General features: G+C 54.4%; 18 protein-coding genes. 9 read left to right on the top strand and 9 right to left on the bottom strand.

Annotation, left to right across the window (positions count from 1 at the left end; translation table 11 throughout):
* Window positions 1-7 precede the first annotated feature (7 nt).
* The 8 genes from QWF21_RS14615 to QWF21_RS14580 form a co-directional block, all read right to left on the bottom strand.
* The gene (locus QWF21_RS14615) at window positions 8-784 is read right to left on the bottom strand and encodes a hypothetical protein (protein WP_330088782.1); all 777 of its coding nucleotides are present in this window, start codon (window positions 782-784) and stop codon (window positions 8-10) included.
* A gap of 94 nt (window positions 785-878) precedes the next feature.
* Window positions 879-1,949: a cyanophycinase gene (locus QWF21_RS14610; protein WP_330088781.1), complete on the bottom strand. Its 1,071-nt coding sequence runs from the start codon at window positions 1,947-1,949 to the stop codon at window positions 879-881.
* A gap of 212 nt (window positions 1,950-2,161) precedes the next feature.
* On the bottom strand, window positions 2,162-2,704 hold the full coding sequence (locus QWF21_RS14605) for a DNA-deoxyinosine glycosylase (protein WP_330088780.1): 543 nt from the start codon (window positions 2,702-2,704) through the stop codon (window positions 2,162-2,164).
* A gap of 5 nt (window positions 2,705-2,709) precedes the next feature.
* Complete coding sequence (locus tag QWF21_RS14600) at window positions 2,710-3,804, bottom strand: heme biosynthesis protein HemY (RefSeq protein ID WP_330088779.1); 1,095 nt, start codon at window positions 3,802-3,804, stop codon at window positions 2,710-2,712.
* A complete protein-coding gene (locus tag QWF21_RS14595; protein WP_330088778.1) occupies window positions 3,801-4,991 on the bottom strand; it encodes a uroporphyrinogen-III C-methyltransferase in 1,191 nt (396 codons plus the stop codon). Before QWF21_RS14595 ends, QWF21_RS14600 begins: the two co-directional genes overlap by 4 nt.
* On the bottom strand, window positions 4,988-5,734 hold the full coding sequence (locus QWF21_RS14590) for a uroporphyrinogen-III synthase (protein WP_330088777.1): 747 nt from the start codon (window positions 5,732-5,734) through the stop codon (window positions 4,988-4,990). The genes QWF21_RS14595 and QWF21_RS14590 overlap by 4 nt, the downstream gene beginning before the upstream one ends.
* The gene (gene hemC, locus QWF21_RS14585; RefSeq protein WP_330088776.1) at window positions 5,734-6,663 is read right to left on the bottom strand and encodes a hydroxymethylbilane synthase; all 930 of its coding nucleotides are present in this window, start codon (window positions 6,661-6,663) and stop codon (window positions 5,734-5,736) included. Before hemC ends, QWF21_RS14590 begins: the two co-directional genes overlap by 1 nt.
* Window position 6,664: 1 nt before the next feature.
* Window positions 6,665-7,345: an alpha/beta hydrolase gene (locus QWF21_RS14580; RefSeq protein ID WP_330088775.1), complete on the bottom strand. Its 681-nt coding sequence runs from the start codon at window positions 7,343-7,345 to the stop codon at window positions 6,665-6,667.
* Between the two features lie 251 nt (window positions 7,346-7,596).
* Between QWF21_RS14580 and lptM the strand changes: the two genes are divergently transcribed.
* From lptM to QWF21_RS14560, 5 genes are read left to right on the top strand one after another with little or no spacing between them, the layout of a single operon-like run.
* On the top strand, window positions 7,597-7,806 hold the full coding sequence (lptM, locus tag QWF21_RS18180; protein WP_407935300.1) for an LPS translocon maturation chaperone LptM: 210 nt from the start codon (window positions 7,597-7,599) through the stop codon (window positions 7,804-7,806).
* A 5-nt stretch (window positions 7,807-7,811) separates the two neighbouring features.
* On the top strand, window positions 7,812-9,062 hold the full coding sequence (gene lysA, locus QWF21_RS14575; RefSeq protein WP_330088774.1) for a diaminopimelate decarboxylase: 1,251 nt from the start codon (window positions 7,812-7,814) through the stop codon (window positions 9,060-9,062).
* Window positions 9,059-9,919, top strand: coding sequence for a diaminopimelate epimerase (dapF, locus tag QWF21_RS14570; RefSeq protein WP_330088861.1), 861 nt, complete (start codon window positions 9,059-9,061; stop codon window positions 9,917-9,919). Before lysA ends, dapF begins: the two co-directional genes overlap by 4 nt.
* Window positions 9,916-10,614, top strand: a complete 699-nt coding sequence (locus QWF21_RS14565; protein WP_330088773.1) for a DUF484 family protein — start codon at window positions 9,916-9,918, stop codon at window positions 10,612-10,614. Before dapF ends, QWF21_RS14565 begins: the two co-directional genes overlap by 4 nt.
* Window positions 10,604-11,539 (top strand): tyrosine recombinase XerC, encoded by a 936-nt coding sequence (locus QWF21_RS14560; RefSeq protein ID WP_330088772.1) that lies wholly within the window; start codon window positions 10,604-10,606, stop codon window positions 11,537-11,539. Before QWF21_RS14565 ends, QWF21_RS14560 begins: the two co-directional genes overlap by 11 nt.
* Here QWF21_RS14560 and QWF21_RS14555 read toward each other — a convergent pair.
* Window positions 11,536-12,654 (bottom strand): hypothetical protein, encoded by a 1,119-nt coding sequence (locus tag QWF21_RS14555; protein WP_330088771.1) that lies wholly within the window; start codon window positions 12,652-12,654, stop codon window positions 11,536-11,538. The two genes, QWF21_RS14560 and QWF21_RS14555, sit on opposite strands and share 4 nt — an antisense overlap.
* Window positions 12,655-12,854: 200 nt before the next feature.
* Between QWF21_RS14555 and QWF21_RS14550 the strand changes: the two genes are divergently transcribed.
* The 4 genes from QWF21_RS14550 (at window position 12,855) to QWF21_RS14535 (ending at window position 18,743) form a co-directional block, all read left to right on the top strand.
* The gene (locus QWF21_RS14550) at window positions 12,855-13,556 is read left to right on the top strand and encodes an HAD-IA family hydrolase (protein ID WP_330088770.1); all 702 of its coding nucleotides are present in this window, start codon (window positions 12,855-12,857) and stop codon (window positions 13,554-13,556) included.
* A gap of 83 nt (window positions 13,557-13,639) precedes the next feature.
* Window positions 13,640-15,811, top strand: coding sequence for a DNA helicase II (gene uvrD / locus QWF21_RS14545; protein ID WP_330088769.1), 2,172 nt, complete (start codon window positions 13,640-13,642; stop codon window positions 15,809-15,811).
* A complete protein-coding gene (locus QWF21_RS14540; protein WP_330088768.1) occupies window positions 15,811-17,880 on the top strand; it encodes a GNAT family N-acetyltransferase in 2,070 nt (689 codons plus the stop codon). Before uvrD ends, QWF21_RS14540 begins: the two co-directional genes overlap by 1 nt.
* Window positions 17,881-17,930: 50 nt before the next feature.
* Window positions 17,931-18,743 (top strand): hypothetical protein, encoded by an 813-nt coding sequence (locus QWF21_RS14535; RefSeq protein WP_330088767.1) that lies wholly within the window; start codon window positions 17,931-17,933, stop codon window positions 18,741-18,743.
* Window positions 18,744-18,762: the final 19 nt, after the last annotated feature.

Genomic DNA, 18,762 nt, shown 5'->3' with positions numbered 1-18,762 from the left:
GCAAAGTTTAATTTGATCGGCCCGAATGCCTGGAGCGGCGTTGCAGGATTTCCTGCAATTGCTGAGCTGCACTTATCTCATCGCCACAGGGCACATACTTTGCTGCCATTAAGGCATCAAAGCCGTCTTTGCTCGGATCACTGGTGAGGCAGCCACGAGCGTTACGTATCGGCTGACTGCCATCCTGGATTTCCTGATAGCGCTTCTCTACGGTAATGCTGGGTTGCGCATGCCGTTGTATTTGCTGCGCCCGATGTGCCGATGCCAGCTCATCTGTTGGTTGTACATGTCGTAGGGCGCGGTCCATTAAACTTCCACGTTGGTTCGTACCAGATGGCAGTGCTGTTGACTCCACAACGGGGCGCTCTGCGCCCTCTCTTTTATCGGCTATCACCACCATATCAACGTCCGCAATCAGAGCCGGTTCGGTACTCGTTGCCGGCAACACAGCCTCCTTGTTGACAGCTTCTGGTTCAGCCATAAGCTCTATTGCATCAGCAACAAGCTCCTTTGCTAAAAGCGGCTCTTGATTAGGTGCCACAGGCTCTAGTTCAACCTTGGTTGGGGCCTGATAAAAGTATGCCTCGATAGCAGCAGACATCACCTCAGGCTCAACCGGGCGTTGCCAAGTTTGCAGGTTGAGAAGCAAAAGCAATAGCCCATGCCCTGCTATGGCCAGCAGTAAAGGCCCACGCCAGCATAACAACGATGTGACTTCAACGCTGTGCGCATCCTCTACTAAGCCATCGCTTGTAACCTGCCAGACCGGCTCTTGTCTCTCCACGCGCAGCTCGTTGATACATCCATTAAGATGCAGAGTAGACCTGGCTTTTTGCTAAAAATTCCCTAACCAGCTAAATACATACTCGCTACACGCACTAGTACGGGTTATTCGGCTGATAGATAGGACTCTGTCCGCCGTCTAAACTGATCCTCAGCGGTATTACCTCGGTCTGATGATGAGCAAGCTGATAACGATCTCCCCGCGTTAACTGATAGCGCAGTAAATCGGAGATAATCACCGGCTGTCCACACTCGGCTTGCTGAAAGCGCGTTTGTGCATCCGCCCGCAGTAGATACACCTCATGCGCTCCATACACCTCGGTCTGGCCATCACGCGCCACCCAGAGCGCGGTTTGTTCTGAAACGGCAATCCCTGTCAGATTGCGATGGGCATGGTGTGCCAAAAATACCATCAAGCGGCCCATACGATCACGTTGTTTAAAGTGGGTGTCTGTGATGGTGCCGTTTAGCATTGGCGCCTGCAGGAAATCACCGCTGAATTTGATATTGGCGTCGCAAAAATCCTGCGCTACTTCGCTGGATACCGCACTGCCCACACCATCCGGGTTGTAGACCACTTCGCCGAGAATGGCATTGCCCGCCGAGGTGCCGCCAATAATAGCTCCCTTCTGGTAAGCATAATGCAGCTTTTGCTGCAACCGGGTATCCTGCCAGTAACGAATGTATTCGGACTGATCGCCACCGGCAAACCAGATAAACTCGGCAGTTTGCACCGCCCAGGCGACATAGTCACTGTTGGCTTTATCCCGGCTGTCAACAATCAAAGTTTCCACCGAGGCGGCCTGGGTCAGCTGTTGCAAATAGTCGTTGTAGCCAGCCCCACCGCGGGTGCGCAGCACCAGCACATTGCCACTCTGAATATGCGGGCGCACTTTCTGTACAAAGATATCGTCCACATCGGTACTGCCGCCCATCAGAATCACCCCGGCCCGCTCTTTATGCAGTTCCACACAGACATCCCCTGTGTAACCAACCGCATAGCGGGTAAGGCTGCCTGGCTTATCAGGTCTGGGGCCATAACCACAGGCTGCGGCATTGGCAAGAGCCTCTATACTATGTAGTAATTCGGACTGGTTATACTGGCTGCTGCAACCCCAAAGAGCGCACAGCATAGAAATGGAAAATAAAACACCTTTGATAGTCATAGCTTGACTCCACATTGACAGACAAGACTTCAAGCCGCGATGGCTTGCAGCACACAACTTGGTCAAAAGGATAGGCTATTCGTCAAACCATTCAGAGAGATGATAATCCGAGGCGCAGGCATGCAACCTGCTAGAGGCATAGCTCAGGCGAAACATATTGGTTGCTGGGTGAGCGTCATTCACTCGGTTACCAGAAAGTACCATGCCATCTACTATTCACTAATGCGGCTAATGTTGTCAAGTGGTTCAACTTGCTCACTGCTTGTTGTAAGTTGCCGCCATGCCTGCAATCGAACGGACCTGGACATACCGGCATTGGCCGGGCTGCTGGAGGGCAAAGCTAGCAGACTGCAGGCTTTTGGCAATGCTGTCGTCGGCAGCACCAGCTTGCGGAAACTGGCTTCAGCTTTTTTGCCATTAAAGGCAATCAATTGTAGTTGCCGGTGCTGTTGGAAAAAGCCGGCAAAATCATTCGGACTTTCATGGCGAATGGCACTGTCTAAACTGCCTTGCCGCTCACAATGCTGCAGCACATCCCAAAGCGCAACCTGGTTGTTAAGCAACGCCTGCAAGCGCTCTGGATAAGATAAAGCCACCTCAAAGCCAAACAGTTCGGCCATGATGGGCCAAAAGTGATTGCGGGGGTGGCCATAATACTGCTGCTGAGCCAGGGACACAGCACCCGGCATGCTGCCAAGCAGCAGCACACGCGCATCCGGGCGGCTGACCGGCGCCAGGCCGGTGAGTTGACTCATTGGACTTAGCGCTTACTGGCAGCCAGCTCAGGCTGGTACTGCAGTGCTTTCTTCCAGGCCAGGCGCGCTTGTTCCAGCTCCCCTTCTTGCTCCGCCAGCCAGCTAAGCAGTGCATACAGATAACCGTTGCCGGCGTGATCACGCAACCAATGCTGTACTTGCTTACGCAGTTGCAGTACGGATTTTCCCAGTGGGATTTGGCGTAAATACGGCCAGGCCAGCTCAATATCGGCCAGTGCCAGGGTGTTGACCAGCAAACGCTCTGCCTGCTCAGTCTGACCCTGATTGGCTTTGGCCCAGGCTCGGCCAATGACCGCAGCGACCGATTTGCGCTCGCGCCCTGGTAAGGCTTGCCAGTATTCTGCCTGCTCGGAAAACTGCCCGCTTTGCACCAGACTGCTGATGGCTTTCGGGTAAATTTGATAGCGTTGTACCGCCCATTGCGACTTACTAAACCAGCGATGTTTCAGTGCAGCAGGCACCTGCTCCAGCAATTGCTGCCACTGCCCGGCCTGCTGCAGGCTGAACAAATACAACTGCCCCAGACCACAGGCTTTGGGCTGCTGGTCCACTTTGGCCTGCAGCAAATGCGCGGCCTGTGCAGCCTGCCCTTGCTGGATCAATAGATCGGCCTGCACGAACCAGGTATTTGGGTCCTCTGCTGCCAGTTGCTGTATCAGTTGCTCGGCCTGAGGCGTTTGACCGGCATAAAAGGCGGCATAACCTGCCAGCATGCGTTTTTCATCCTGATACTGCGAGTGCGCCAGCGATTGCTGCAGCAAGTTCGCCGCATCCTGCCACTGCTGCCGGGCAAACGCCCGCAATCCCTCCTGAAAAGCCTGTTCTGCTTTTTGCCGCCGGCGCCATTGCCAGAAACGCCAGGAGCGACTTGGCAGTCGCCAGAGGGCCCGCAGCAGCTTGGCTGTCAGCCATAACAACAGGCCACTGACGAGCACAAGCACCACCAGACCCACCACTGTCATTTCCAGCGTATAGCCCGCCAACACAATGCGCACATAACCCGGCTCGGCCAGCACCAGAGGGCCCAGCCACATCGCTGCTGCCAGCAGCAGTATGATCAGCAGCAAACGTATCATCATAGCGCGTCTCCCGCATCCTCACCCAAGAGCTGTATGGTGCGCTGATAGCGTTGCAAGGCTTCCAGACTTTGCAGCGGAGCAATGTAGCCCGGGTGCAATTCCAGCCGGGCCAGCTCAACCAGGCGGGCTGACAGCTGCTGAGTGCCTGCATCGGAGGCCTCAAAATAGCGCTGCACTAAATCAGCAGCTTCGCGTAAACTGGCCTGAAGCAAAGCACTTTGCTGCTGCATGGCTGCCAGTTCGGCTTGCACCAGTTGTTGCTGCAAACGCTGCCGTAACAGGAATTGCTGCTCGCGGCTCAGGCTAAAATCATCTTCTGCCACACTGCGACGCACCTGCACCAGTTGTTTCAAGCCCTGTTGCCACAACCGCTGCCAGCGCTCACCCCAGCTGGAATCAGTGCCTTCTGCAGGCGTTGACAGTGCCTGCTGCTGATCTTTAAATGGCAGTTGCCGCGCCAGCTCCCGCAGTGATCGGATACTGAGCTGGATTTCGATCGGGTCTGGAATACGCAATCTGGACAAGGCTTGCTCGTCCTGACGAATGGCTTCACGCACGGTCAATAAAGCAGGCTCACCCAGACGGGCCAAACGGCTATCAGCACTTTTTAACAGTTGCAGACTGGTTGCTACATCCAACTCCAACCAGATTTTCTGGCTGGCCATCCGCAGCAGGTAATCCACCTCTGCCAGCAACCAGATACTGGGCGCAGCCCCTTGTTGTTGCTCTAAGCGCTGTTCAATAAAACGCAACTGCTGCTGAAATTGCGTTTGCTGCTGTTGCAGTTGGCGCCTTAGCTCATCCTGCTGCTGGCGTTGTTGCTGCTGCCATTGTGACAGCTGATCCTGTTGCTCATCTCTAAGCCGTTGCTGGCTGCGCTGCAGTTCAGTACGCTCATCATCCAACTGACGCTCCAGGACCAGTTGCTGGCGCTGCTGGCTCTCCGTCAATTGCAGCCACTGTGGGTAAAGCCAGTAGCCTGCAGCAACCAAAGCGCCCGTCAGTAGCAGGCTAACCAGTAAAGCCAGCCAGGCTATACCTCGCCCGGTTTTCACCACAGGATCGTGCAAGTCCGCTTCAGACAAATAACGCATCTCATCGCCGGACTGCGTCGCCTTAGCGGCATTTGCCGGTGGCTGCTCAGTTACCTTATCTGCTTCGCTGGCTTTGCTTGGCTCACTGCTCATAAATAATCCCTCTTGTAATGACATATCGCTGCCATAAGCGCAGTATCGTTGGCATTATCTGCCAGTATAATCTTGCTGACCGGGATGCCAAGTGCCAGCGCCGAATCGTGCATGCGCGGACTGACCAAAATCCAGTGCCGACTGCGCAACCAGTCATGGCCGGCAACCGGCAGCAATGAGAATAACCGGCGCAGAATTTCTTCACTGGTGACCAGAATGCAACTGACCTGCTGCTGCCAGAGAGCAAACAGCGCCTCACCATCCAGCTCAATCGGCACCCGATGATAGCTTTGCACATAACGCACCCGGGCACCGCGTTGCTGCAATCCTTGTTTCATCAGCTCGCGGCCACTCTGACCACGCACGATCACAATGTTCTGACCATCGACCTGCTGCATGCAGGGCATCGACAACACTCCTTCACTGCGCTGATCGTCCGGGTACACTACCTCCCGCCCGGTCCATTGCTGCAAAACCGATGCGGTGGTCTGGCCAACCGCACGCAGTGGAGCTTTGAGCTCACTGGCGTCCAGTTGTTGCTGCAACGATGTCACCGCGCTGACGCTGACAAACACCAGCTGATCGGCCTGCTGCAACCACTGCAGCTCCTTTGGCTTAACGGGTACCAGTTGGGTGGCAATCAGCGGCTGGTACAGATAAACCAGACCAAGTTCATCCAGGCCGGCCAATAAGGCATCCGCTTTGCCTGCTGGCCGGGTGATTAACAGTGTCTGAGCACTCATCACCGCTCCTGGTAGGCAGCAGCCAACAGTGCAGCCGCCCCCTGTGCCAGCAGCGCTTCCGCCACCTGTACACCCAAAGCTTCCGCTTGCTGACGTGGCGCTTTGGCTTCGGCCTGTAAAATCTGCCCACCATCCAGCGAGCCGACCAGACCACGTAACCAAAGGGTATCGCCGTCAAGTTCGGCATAAGCGCCAATCGGTACCTGACAACCGCCTTGTAAACGCCGATTCATTGCCCGCTCGGCCAGCACCCGATCCGCCGTATCGGCATCATGCAGTGCCGCCAGCAATTGCTGAATACGCGGGTCGTCGGCCCGGCATTCAATGCCGACAGCACCCTGGCCGTTGGCAGGTAAGCTTTGCTCCGGTGCCAGCCAGCCGGCAATGCGCTGTTGAAAACCCAACCGAATCAAACCGGCCGCAGCCAGGATAATGGCATCAAAGTCGCCCTGATCAAGTTTGGCCAAACGGGTATTGACGTTGCCACGTAAATCTTTGATCACCAAATCCGGTCGCCGGGCTTTTAACTGACACTGCCGGCGCAGGCTGGAGGTGCCAACCACAGCCCCAGCCGGTAACTCCGCCAGACTGGCGTAACGATTGGAAACAAAGGCATCGCGCGGATCTTCACGCGGGCAAATGGTTTGCAGCGCCAGGCCTTCAGGGAAAGCCACCGGCACGTCTTTCATGCTGTGCACGGCAATATCAGCCCGGCCATCCAGCAAAGCCGTTTCCAGCTCTTTGACAAAGAGGCCTTTACCGCCGATTTTAGCCAGCGGCGTATCCAGGATTTTATCGCCCTGGGTCGACATCGGCACCAGTTGGACCATTATTCCAGGATGGTGCTTTTCCAACTCGGCCTTGACATACTCGGCCTGCCACAACGCCAGCGCGCTTTTGCGGGTGGCAATTCGTACCATCTGGCTCATGTCAATTATCCTTGTCTGTCAGCAACAGCCGCTGCAAAAAACTGCTGATATCAGCGACTTCCTGCGCGCAGACACTGTGCTCCATCCGGTAGTCGTGCCAACTGACCGCAAAGCCCTGCTTTTTAAGCGCATGAAACGCCTGCTGGCCACCTGCGATGGGTACCACCGGATCCTGCACGCCATGGCCAAAAAAGACCGGGGTTGCTTTGTTGTGAGGCAGGGCTTCATCTGACAGTTTTTCTGGTGCACACATATAGGTAGATAAGGCCATCACACCAGCCAGCTTATAAGGCAAGCGCGCCAGCAAATGCAGCGCTATCACACCACCCTGGCTAAAGCCGGCCAGCACAATCCGCTCGGAGGGCATGCCTTGCGCGATCAGTTGATCCAGCAACTGCTGCACTTTAGCCGCAGAGTCACGCACTCCGGCTTCATCGGCCCGGCTTAATAAGTCCATGCTTTTAATATCGTACCAGGAGCGCATTTCCATGCCACCATTGATGGTGACCGGCTGCACCGGCGCATGAGGGAAAATAAAGCGAATGCCGGCACCGGCGGGTAACCGAAGTTCAGGCACTATGGGGGCAAAACCATGGCCGGAGTCGCCGAGGCCATGCAACCAGACGACTACGGCCTTGCAAGGCCCCTGGGCTGGCGTATCAACAAAAGGAAGTACTGTCATGCTATTGCTCTAATTGAATGACAACACCAGCTTACTTACTGGCGGCATCGTTAATCAAGGCCAAAAATTTCAGGCCGGTACGGTTCTCTATTTCATACTCTGCCGCCACTTGCAGTAACGGCGTTACACTTGGTAGCTACCCACAACGGATGCAGGGTGGCATCGGCTAATTCGTCATATTCACGATCATTCGCTGCGTCACCTGTTTGCTTTTGCTGCTAAGGATGCGATTATAGAGCCTCTGGCAATTTATGAAATACATCACCATGCATCCAAGCTATCGCTTTTGTTCGTTGCGTACTCGCATCCTGCTTGTGTCAGTTACCCTGCTGGCCCTGTCAGCCTGTGGTCAGAAAGGCCCCCTTACCTTACCACAACCGCCGGAAGCTGTCGCAGAAGAGCCGGTTACCGGGCCAGAAAATCCCGCTATCGTTATACCAACTCGTCGTACCACAGAGTAAACCACATGGACCATTTTAATTACCGCGAGCAGCAACTTTTTGCCGAAGAAGTGTCACTTAGTGACATTGCTGCTCATTATGGCACACCTTGCTATGTCTATTCCCGCGCCACCATAGAGCGGCATTACCATGCCTTTGCCGACGCCGCCCAACATCATCCGCACCTGATTTGCTATGCGGTGAAAGCCAACAGCAATATTGCCGTACTGGACCTGCTGGCCCGGCTTGGTTCTGGCTTTGATATCGTCTCCGAAGGTGAACTACGCCGGGTGATAGCCGCCGGTGGTGACCCTAAAAAAGTGGTTTTTTCCGGTGTGGCCAAAACCGCCGATGAAATGCGCTATGCGCTGCAACTTGGCATTAAGTGCTTTAATGTCGAGTCTGAAGCCGAATTAAACCGGCTGCAGCAGGTTGCTCAAGAGCTGGATCTATCTGCCCCTGTCTCCATCCGGGTCAATCCGGACATAGACGCCAAAACTCATCCCTATATTTCTACCGGCTTAAAAGCCAATAAATTCGGCATAGATATCAACGACGCAGAACGCATTTATCAGCAAGCAGCGGCCGCCTCGCATGTGCAGGTGGTCGGTGTCGATTGCCATATCGGCTCGCAACTGACCGAAACCCAACCTTTCTTGGATGCATTGGATAAGTTGCTGGCCTTAATCGATCGGCTAAAAAGCCACGGCATTCAGTTGCAACACATCGATGTCGGCGGTGGCCTCGGGGTGCGTTATCAGGATGAAACCCCGCCGCACCCCAGTGAGTATGCGGCCGCTGTGGTAGAGCGGTTAAAGCCTTACCCGGAACTGACGCTGATTTTCGAGCCAGGCCGCGCCATTATGGCCAATGCCGGTGTGCTGCTGACCAGAGTGGAGTACTTAAAACCTGGCCAGGAGAAAAACTTCGCCATTGTCGATGCCGCCATGAACGATCTAATCCGGCCGGCGCTTTACAGTGCCTGGCAGGCCATCGTACCGGTGCAGCAACAAGATAATGACAAAGCGCAGCTGTACGATGTAGTGGGCCCGGTTTGCGAAACCGGTGATTTCCTTGGTAAAGATCGGCTTTTAGCCATTGCTGAAGGTGATTTACTGGCAGTGCGCTCCGCAGGCGCCTATGGTTTTACCATGAGCTCCAATTACAATAGCCGGCCTAGAGCGGCCGAAGTGCTGGTGGATGGCAGTCAGAGCCACCTGATCCGGCAGCGTGAATTATGGCAGGATCTATGGCGCGGCGAACACACTCTCCCATGAATGCACAGCGACCCGATAAGCGTGGTACCTTGTTGCAGTTTTCCAAAATGCACGGCCTTGGCAACGACTTTATGGTGGTGGACAATGTCAGCAACAATGTGTACATCACACCGGAACAAATCCGCCGGCTGGCCGATCGCAATTTTGGCATCGGCTTTGATCAACTGCTGATGGTAGAGCCACCCTATGATCCGGATCTGGACTTTCATTACCGCATTTTTAATGCCGATGGCTCCGAAGTCGAGCAATGCGGCAATGGCGCCCGCTGCTTTGCCCGTTTTGTCCGCGCCCGCGGTCTGACCAACAAGCACAAAATTGGTGTTAGCACCAAGTCGGGCACCATTCAGCTGCTGGTGGAGCAGGATGGTCAGGTCACCGTCAATATGGGGGTGCCACAACTGGAGCCGGATCGCATTCCCTTTAAAGCCCAGAAGCAGGAAACCACCTATATTCTGCGGGCCGATGATCAAACGCTGTTGGCCGGTGTAGTTTCAATGGGCAACCCTCATGCTGTCACCATTGTCGAGCAACTGGAAGCAGCCCCGGTCGATATTCTCGGGCCGTTATTTGAACTGCACGAGCGCTTTCCTGAGCGGGCCAATATTGGCTTTATGCAAATTCTTAATCCACAACATATTAAACTGCGAGTCTGGGAGCGCGGCGTTGGCGAAACCCTGGCTTGTGGCACCGGTGCCTGCGCGGCTGTGGTGATAGGTGCGATGCAAAAGAAACTTCAACAACAGGTGCGGGTGGATTTACCCGGTGGCAGCCTGACCATTCGCTGGCAAGGTCCGGGACAACCAGTACGGATGACCGGCCCGGCCACCCATGTGTACGATGGACAAATTGTATTATGAGCAAGAGCAAGGACAACAAACCCCTGACCGCAGCCGAGCTGCAGGCCGATGAGCAACTGATGCAGGCAGCCCTGGTGATTGATCATCTGCAGCAGCATCCGGACTTCTTTTTGCAGCACCCGGGGCTGCTAACAGAGCTGCGCCTGCCGCACCAGCAAAAAGGCAGCATCTCGCTGGTCGAGCGCAAGCTGGAGTTGCAGCGCGAAAAAATTAACGCGCTGGAAGAAGAAATTACCCGCTTAATGAGCATTGCCCGTCACAATGAGCTGATTTTCAAAGCGCTGAACCAGCTGCATGTCGATTTGATGCAGTGCCAACATGCCGAAGAGCTGCAACAACATCTACAGAGCTTTACTGCCGCCATGCCCGGCGTGCACGCCTGCAAACTGTTTTCCTTTGTCGATAGCAGTAACCAGCCCGATTTTAACCAGTTTGAACTGCTGCTAAATCGCCGGCTCAATGGCCGTAAGCTCTATTTGGGCCGGCTCAATCATGAAGAGCAGCAGCATATTTTCCCGGCCAGTATTCATTCGGTAGCACTGCAATTGATTCAGGTGCAAGACAAGCCACTGGCTTTGCTGGCTTTTGGCAGTGAGCAGGACGACCATTTCCAACCGGACATGGACAATTTATTCCTCGCCCATCTGGCTGAGCTGGTAGTGCGGGTGCTCTCTCCGGCCCATCATGCCGCCTAAAACCGGACAAACCGCTTTGCCAGCCAGCCTGGCAGAGCCGCTGGAAAAATTCCTGGCGAACTTGCGCAACGAGCGCAATTACAGCCGGGCCACGCTAAGCAGCTACCGCCAACAGCTGGAAACCATAGCATTGAAGTTGCCGGTCCACAGCTGGCAGGACGTCACCCAAACCATGCTGCAACACCTGCTGATGCAGGATTTTCAGCAAGGTCTGGCGCCCCGTTCACTGGCACTGCGCGCCGCCAGCCTGCGCAGCCTGTTTCGGTTTTTACAGGCAGAAAATCCACAGGCCATCAACCCGGCACAACATCTGAAAGTGCCCAACGCCACGAAAACCCTGCCGAAACAGCTTGATGTTGATCAAATGCGTCACCTGCTGGATGTAGAGCCGGATGATACTTTGGGGTATCGCGATCGCGCCATGCTGGAACTGTTTTACTCGTCTGGCTTACGCTTAGAAGAGCTGGTCAATATCAATCTGCCGGATATCAGTTGGACGGAGCAGCAGTTACGGGTGCGCGGCAAGGGCAGCAAAGAACGTATGGTGCCGATTGGCCGCTACGCCATCAGAGCCTTACAAGCCTGGTTGCAGCACCGACCTGAACTGGCAGGGCCTAAGCTTCCAGCAGAGGACAGCCAGGCGCTGTTTTTAAGCCTGCAACAGCAGCGCATTTCCACCCGCCAGGTACGGCAGCGGGTCGAGCGCTGGGCCAAACTGCAGGGGCTGCCACAATCGCTGCACCCGCATATGCTGCGCCATTCCTTTGCCAGCCACTTGCTGGAATCCAGTGGCGACTTGCGCGCCGTGCAAGAGTTGCTTGGCCACGCCAACTTAAGCACCACCCAAGTCTATACCCACCTGGATTTCCAGCATCTAGCCAAGGTGTACGATGGCGCGCACCCCAGAGCAAGGAAGAAAAGTTAATTGCACTTCATGTTCGGAAACACGTAAAGTAACTCGCCTCTTGAATCATAAAAATAAACAGTGCAGCTGTCTAGGTTAGGTCCCACGCCAATTCTATCTGGCGAAGTGGGAACAAGATTCCCACCGCGGGTCGGCCGTTGACTGAAACTGCCTGTCGTTTTAGCCAAGGCATTAATAAAAGCCATTTTCGCACAGTCACTCAACAGAGCGGACGCATCACCAGAAAACTGCCCTCCTCCAGCCATAATATCCTGAAACAAGAACCCTTCTATATAGGTTTGCTCTGCAGCTAAGTTTACCACTATATTGCCATTTTCATCAGGATTCACAAAGAAAGCCACTTCATTCCAAGGGCCATCGCTACTAGGTGGTACCACATGCTCATGCTCAAACACATAGCGTTGTGTCGCCCCCTGCACCCTTCTTTCCCAGGTTACACTCAAGCCTAGGCCACCTTTGCTGGCCTGGGCACCAACACTGGTGATACTTAACCGCTCAAATGCACCCTGTACACTGCGATAGCGGCCTGAAGCCAAAGCCTGATTAAAACGCTGTTGAACACCGTACTGCAATTGAGCCCGAACTCTGTGAGATAGTGCTGCCTCTATGGCTCTTTCGGTTGGATTACCAGCAGGGCATCCTCCTGCGCTAGCAGTCGTCACCTGATGCAAGGGTGAGCTTTGCAAAGTATCCAGTCGTGCTTCATGGCTGATTTCACGCAGTAATAGGGTGTATCGGCCAACGCTGTCGCTAAAGTCCTTAAGTAACTGTCGTAAACCAGCCGCAACCGGCCGTGCCTGAATATGCAGTTGCAAGTCACCAGCCTCCCCACCCTGACCACTGTGGTAATGATAAAAGGCATAACTTTGGCCTGAGTGCAGGTTCAGCACATACAGCTCCCCGGGCTGGCTATAGCAAGCTCGACTGCCCCGCTCTAAGTGATGGCCAGGCAGGGCCTCGCATGAAATGGATAATGTTGCTTTGCGATTGACTAAAGCCCGGGCAGCCGACTCACTGCAATTGTCACAAGCAATCACCTGATGCCACTCCGTTGCCCCGCCCCTGAAAGAAAGCAGCAATAAACCAAAGCTCAAGAAAAAAATTCGTACAATCACTCATTGCACTCCAAGAAAAAAACAGGTTGCATACTATCGAGCAAAACAAAAAAAACACAAGAAATACAGCACTTAGTTTACATCAATCGCGCAAACAAAAAGCATTCAGACGGATAATTTGACGTGTTTTTCCATGCCATACACGTAATACTAACCACTGGTTCAGTCCAAGCATTGAAGCTCACAGAGTACAAAAAGACATGCATATCTTTAAAAAACTTTACACGATTAAGATCTTATCATTCGATTTGGACGATACCCTGTACGACAACCGGCCGGTCTTGCTGGCGGCCGAACAAGCGATGCTGCACAGCTTACAGCAACAACTGGCGCCTGAGCTGCACAAACCGCTGGATTACTGGAGTCAGCAGCGCTGGCATCTGGGCCAGCAAACACCGGACATTCGGCACGATATTGGCCGTTGGCGCTTGCTGGGACTGGAAGCAGGGTTAATTCAGCTTGGGCTGGCAGCGTGCGAAGCCGGCGAGGTAGCCGAAACTGCTTATCAGGCCTTTTGGCAGGCCCGCACCAAGATCACCATAGCACCAGAGGTGCGCCAGTTGCTGGTGCAATTAGCCAGCCGCTATCAACTGATCGCCATCACCAATGGCAATGCCTGCATTCAGCGCATGGGGCTTGATGATCTCTTTCAGTTTAGTCTGCAGGCTGGTCCGGATGGCCGGATGAAACCCTTTCCGGATCTATTTCTGGCCGCCGCCAAAAAGCTGCAGCTTCCACCACAACAGATCCTGCATATCGGCGACAGCCACCGCGCCGATGTGATGGGCGCATTAAACGCCGGTTGCCAGGCCGCCTGGCTGGATCACCAGCAAAGCTCAGTCCCTGTATTGCCGCATATCCGGCTCACCGAGCTGTCGCAATTAACCAAACTGCTGGGCTAAACACTGGATATTCATCCACCCAAGTCTTGGCCTGCTGCTTAGGCCTGTTATAATGGCTTTTTCTGCAATCAATGAGTGCCCCGATGGATGTATCAAGCCTGCTGGATGATCTGAACGACCCCCAACGCGAAGCTGTGGCAGCGCCGCCACAGCATATGCTGGTGCTGGCAGGGGCTGGCAGTGGCAAGACCCGGGTATTGATCCATCGCTTGGCCTGGTTGATGCAGGTCGAGCGGGTGGCACCATACAGCTTGCTGGCGGTGACTTTTACCAACAAAGCAGCGCAGGAAATGCGTGGCCGTATTGAGCACACCGTGGGCGTCAGCTTGCACAACCTCTGGATGGGCACCTTTCATGGGTTGTCGCACCGGCTATTGCGCACCCACTATCAACAAGTGGGCTTGCCGCAGGGCTTTCAAATTCTAGACTCTGACGATCAGTACCGGCTGATCCGGCGGGTCCTGAAAAGCCTGAACCTGGATGAAAAACACTGGCCGGCCAAACAAATCCAATGGTTTATCAATGCCCGCAAAGACGAAGGCGAGCGGCCCGGCCAGATTGAAGCCGGTGGTGATTTCAGTCTGCAAACCATGGTGAAGATTTATACCGCCTATCAGGATGTCTGCGATCGGGCCGGTCTGGTCGATTTTGCCGAGATCTTGCTGCGATCGGTCGAGTTATTGCAGCAACACCCTGAAGTACGGGCACACTATCAGCAGCGCTTTCGGCATGTGCTGGTGGATGAGTTTCAGGATACCAACGCCATTCAGTATCGCTGGCTAAAACTGCTGGCAGGACCGGATAGCAAGGTGATGATTGTCGGCGATGACGATCAGTCGATTTATGGCTGGCGCGGTGCCAGGGTCGAGAACATTCAGAGCTTTCTGCGTGATTTCAATGAGCCTGTCACCATCCGGCTGGAGCAAAACTACCGCTCTACCGCCACCATCTTAAAAGCGGCCAATGCCGTGATTGCCAACAACAGCGATCGGCTGGGCAAAGACTTATGGACCGATGGCCGTGAAGGCGAACCGATTTCCGTCTATACCGCTTTCAATGAACTGGATGAAGCCCGCTTTATCGTTGGCCGTATCAAAGACTGGCAGCAGCAGGGCAATACCCTGACGGATACAGCGATTTTGTACCGCAACAATGCCCAGTCCCGTATTCTGGAAGAAGCGCTGATCCAGGCGGGTTTAAATTACCGCATCTACGGCGGGCTGCGCTTTTATGAGCGGCAGGAGATAAAAGATGCCTTGGCGTATCTGCGACTGATTGCCAACCGCAACGACGATGCCGCTATTGAGCGGGTGATCAACACCCCGGCCCGCGGTATTGGCGAAACTACGCTGGCCAAGGTCCGGGCCGAGGCTCGTGAGCAGCAACTGACGCTCTGGCAAACACTGCAACAGCTGCTGGCCACCAAACAGCTCTCTGGCCGGGCAGCCAATGCCATTGGCCAGTTTATCGAATTAATTGAGCAGCTTAGCCAAGCCTGCGACGACCTGCCGCTGCACGAACAAGCTGAGCATGCCATCAAGCGCTCTGGCCTCTATGCCATGTATCAGGCAGAAAAAGGTGAAAAAGCCCAGACCCGGCTGGAAAACTTAAACGAGCTGATCACCGCTTGTCAGACTGCGCCCTACCAAGCCGACGAGCATATGACCCCACTGGAGTCCTTTCTGGCCCAAGCTGCGCTGGATGCCGGTGATTATCAGGCCGACAAGCATGCCGATGCGGTGCAGCTGATGACGCTGCACAGCGCCAAGGGATTGGAGTTTCCACTGGTGTTTATCAACGGCCTGGAAGAGGGCATGTTCCCCAGCCAGCAAAGCGCCGATGAGCCCGGCCGGTTGGAAGAAGAGCGCAGGCTGTGTTACGTCGGCATGACCCGGGCGATGCAAAAGCTGTACCTTTGCCATGCCGAAAGCCGGCGGGTTTATGGCCAGGAACATCATCAATTGCCTTCGCGTTTTTTACGCGAAATCCCCGAACAATACCTGGAGCCTATCCGTCTGACGACCCGGGTGGTGCAGCCGGTAAGTAGCGGTCGCTTTAGTCAGCAAGCCAGCCATGTTGCCTTTGAGAACACCGGCTACAAACTGGGCCAGCGGGTGCTGCACAGTAAGTTTGGCGAAGGTACTGTGCTCAATTACGAAGGCAGTGGCCCTCAGTCGCGTATTCAAATCAACTTTGATGAAGTCGGCAGCAAGTGGCTGGTCACGGCCTATGCCCGGCTGGAGGCCATCGCCTGATGTTGGCGCAGCAGCTGCCTGACTGGCTCAGAGCCGCCAGCGCGGCGCATTGCCGGCTGCCGGTGGTATTCAGTGGCAGCAACAGCCGCTTATTGCCCCAAGTACAACAGCTGCTGCAACACTACCAACCGGACAAACTATGCTGGATTGGCCCGGATGCACCGGCTGGTGCGCTGGTACCAAGCCGGCAACACAAGCTGTTGGGCACCGAGTGCGACTGGCTGATCATTAATGCAGAGCAAGGCTTCCCAGCCGATTTGGTTGCTGCCGTCAGCGGCAGCCTGAAAGCGGGCGGTCTTTGGTTGCTGCTGACACCAGAGCCTGAGCAGTGGATGCAACAACCGAACCCTGACCATCGCCATCTGCTGCCCTATCCACTGGATGCAAGCAAACATCAGGGTGATTTTCTGCGGTTTTTCTGTCAACGCCTGCAGCAATGCGAACTGGCCTGGCTGACACCCGATGAAGTGCTGCAAGCCCCCATCTTTCCGAAAATTACCACCCCTGGGCCAGCCCCGGTACCTTATGCCAGCCTCGAGCAGCAAGCTGCGGTTGCCGCCATTCATAAAGTGGCGCAGGGCCATCGCAAACGGCCCTTGGTGCTGACAGCCCATCGTGGACGGGGTAAATCAGCGGCACTGGGCCTGGCCGGCGCTGAATTAGCGCAACACGATAAACAAATCCTGCTGACTGCGCCCAATGAGTCAGCTGCCGCTATCTGTCAGCAGCACTTTCGTGCTCATGTCAGCACAGAGCAGCAATCGCAGCTGCGTTACATGCCAATTGATGTACTGCTAAAACAGCAGCCGCACGCCGACTTGGTGCTGGTGGATGAAGCAGCCGCCATCCCTACCCCTTTGTTGCAGCAGCTGGTGCAGGCCTATCCCCGTGTTGCTTTTGCCACCACTGAGCATGGCTATGAAGGTACTGGCCGCGGTTTTCAGTTGCGCTTTCAGGCCTATTTGCAACGGCATTTTGCCGGTTTCAGACAGCTGCAGCTGAAAGAGCCCATTCGCTATGCGGATCGTGATCCACTCGAGCAGTTGTTGTTTCACAGCCTGCTGTTGAATCTATCGGAACAGGATCCGGAATGGGACGGCGCTATCGAGGCATTGCAGCTACAACAACTCAACTCCGGCCAGCTGCTTAAGCAGCCTGAGCTGCTGCAATCTTTGTTTCATTTGTTGTCTTTGGCGCATTACCAAACCAGAGTCGATGATCTGGCTGCACTACTGGACAACCCTCAACTGGAAGTTTTTGCCCTGCTGCATGATGATAGCCTGCTAGCCTGCGCTCTGGTTAGTCTGGAAGGCGAGTTGCCGGAGTTACTCAGCAAAGAAATTTTGCTTGGTAAGCGGCGGGTACAGGGGCACCTGCTGGCCCAAAGTCTGGCGTTTCACCTGCAACAACCCGAACTAACCCAACAGCAAATGGCCCGTATCCAGCGCATCGTAGTGCACCCCAAGTTGCAGGGGCAAGGCCTTGGTACTGAGCTGCTAAGACGTATCAGTACGCACTATCAACCCACCCAACATTTGCTCGGTACCAGTTTCGCTTTATCAACACAAGTGCTGAGCTTCTGGTCAAAAGCTGACTTTGTGCCGGTGCGGCTTGGTGTTAAAGCCGATCAGGCCAGCGGTGAACATTCACTGCTGATGCTGCAGCAAAGCACTAAGCACCAAAGTACCATCAGGCAACTTGAAAGCTGTTTTCGCCGCCAGCTCTATGATCAGGTCCCGGCCCTATACCCGCAGCTTTGCCCTGAACTACTTCGACAATTAGTCACACCACCACAGCAAGCACTCAGTCAATTGGATTACCAGGCACTGATCCTGTTTGCCGATCAGCAGCGCCCTTTCGAGCTGGTGTATAGCCAATTGTTGTATTGGTTTAATCAGCATCTGCAGGAACTTGCAGCCGCAGATGCCGAGCTCTGCATAGCGCTGTTGTGGCAAAAGAAAAGCTTTGACGATGTAGCCAAAACCTACGGTTTGACTGGTAAAAAGCAGATCATCGACCGATTACGGCGTATGGTGCCAGCGGCACTGTCAACGCCCGGCTCAGAGTAGCCTATCAGCCAAACTAATGTTAATCTGACGTTTTAGTTGATGACCCTACTATGCTCTCGATTGCTGCCTTTACACTCTTCGCAAGCCTTACCGCTGACGACTTTACACCACAACAAGTACGGTTGCTTCAGGTTGCGCTCGATACCGAAACGCTTAGTCAACAGCTGACAAAAGCTTATAGCAACTGTCAGCATGGTGAGTCAGCGATTCAATGGAACGCCTTGACCCAAGAGCTTGAAAGCTTGCCTGCTCTCAATGTGATCGAACAAACACTGGAACTGCCTGTGGAGTCGTACCGGGACTTTGTCCAGACTCTAGCGCTGCTACCCTCCCGAAATGTCCGCCTTTGGCAAAACCGGGAGTTAGCCTGTGATGATGAGGATGGCAGGGAGCAACTATTCAGAGAGTACCGCGAGGCGTATTTTGCTTTAGAGCTCAGCCCACCACTGGATCAAAGCTTTGCAGATACTCTGGTACTCAGACAACAAAACCAGGTTCTGCAACAACAGCGTTATCAACAATTGATTGCTAGCAGCAACAGCATAACTATTGCGAACATTGTGCATAAGAGTGAGCTTTCCGCCATTGAACAAGCCAATTACCTGCACCTGGATTACCAAAGCGATTATATCTTTCGCAGCCAAAAAGGCTGGAAACACTATCCGCCACTCTTTCTGGGGATGCACCGTTACTTATCTGCAGCAGAGCTGGCCGACGATAGCCAGCAATGGCTCATCTTCCTCGACCATCAACAACACTTTATCAGCGCCGTCCCTCTTACCAAAGCCAGATCCTATCTGGAGTTACTTGGTGCTGAGCACTGGAGCTTTGATAGGCATGGTAATCTGAACAGAAACCCGTAACGCAAAAAGCCCACTCGAC

Source organism: Alkalimonas mucilaginosa (assembly GCF_036327005.1).
Classification (GTDB): Bacteria; Pseudomonadota; Gammaproteobacteria; order Enterobacterales; family Alteromonadaceae; genus Alkalimonas; species Alkalimonas mucilaginosa.
The sequence above is the reverse complement of the archived record's forward strand: the minus strand, read 5'-3'. Positions and strand labels throughout refer to the sequence as shown.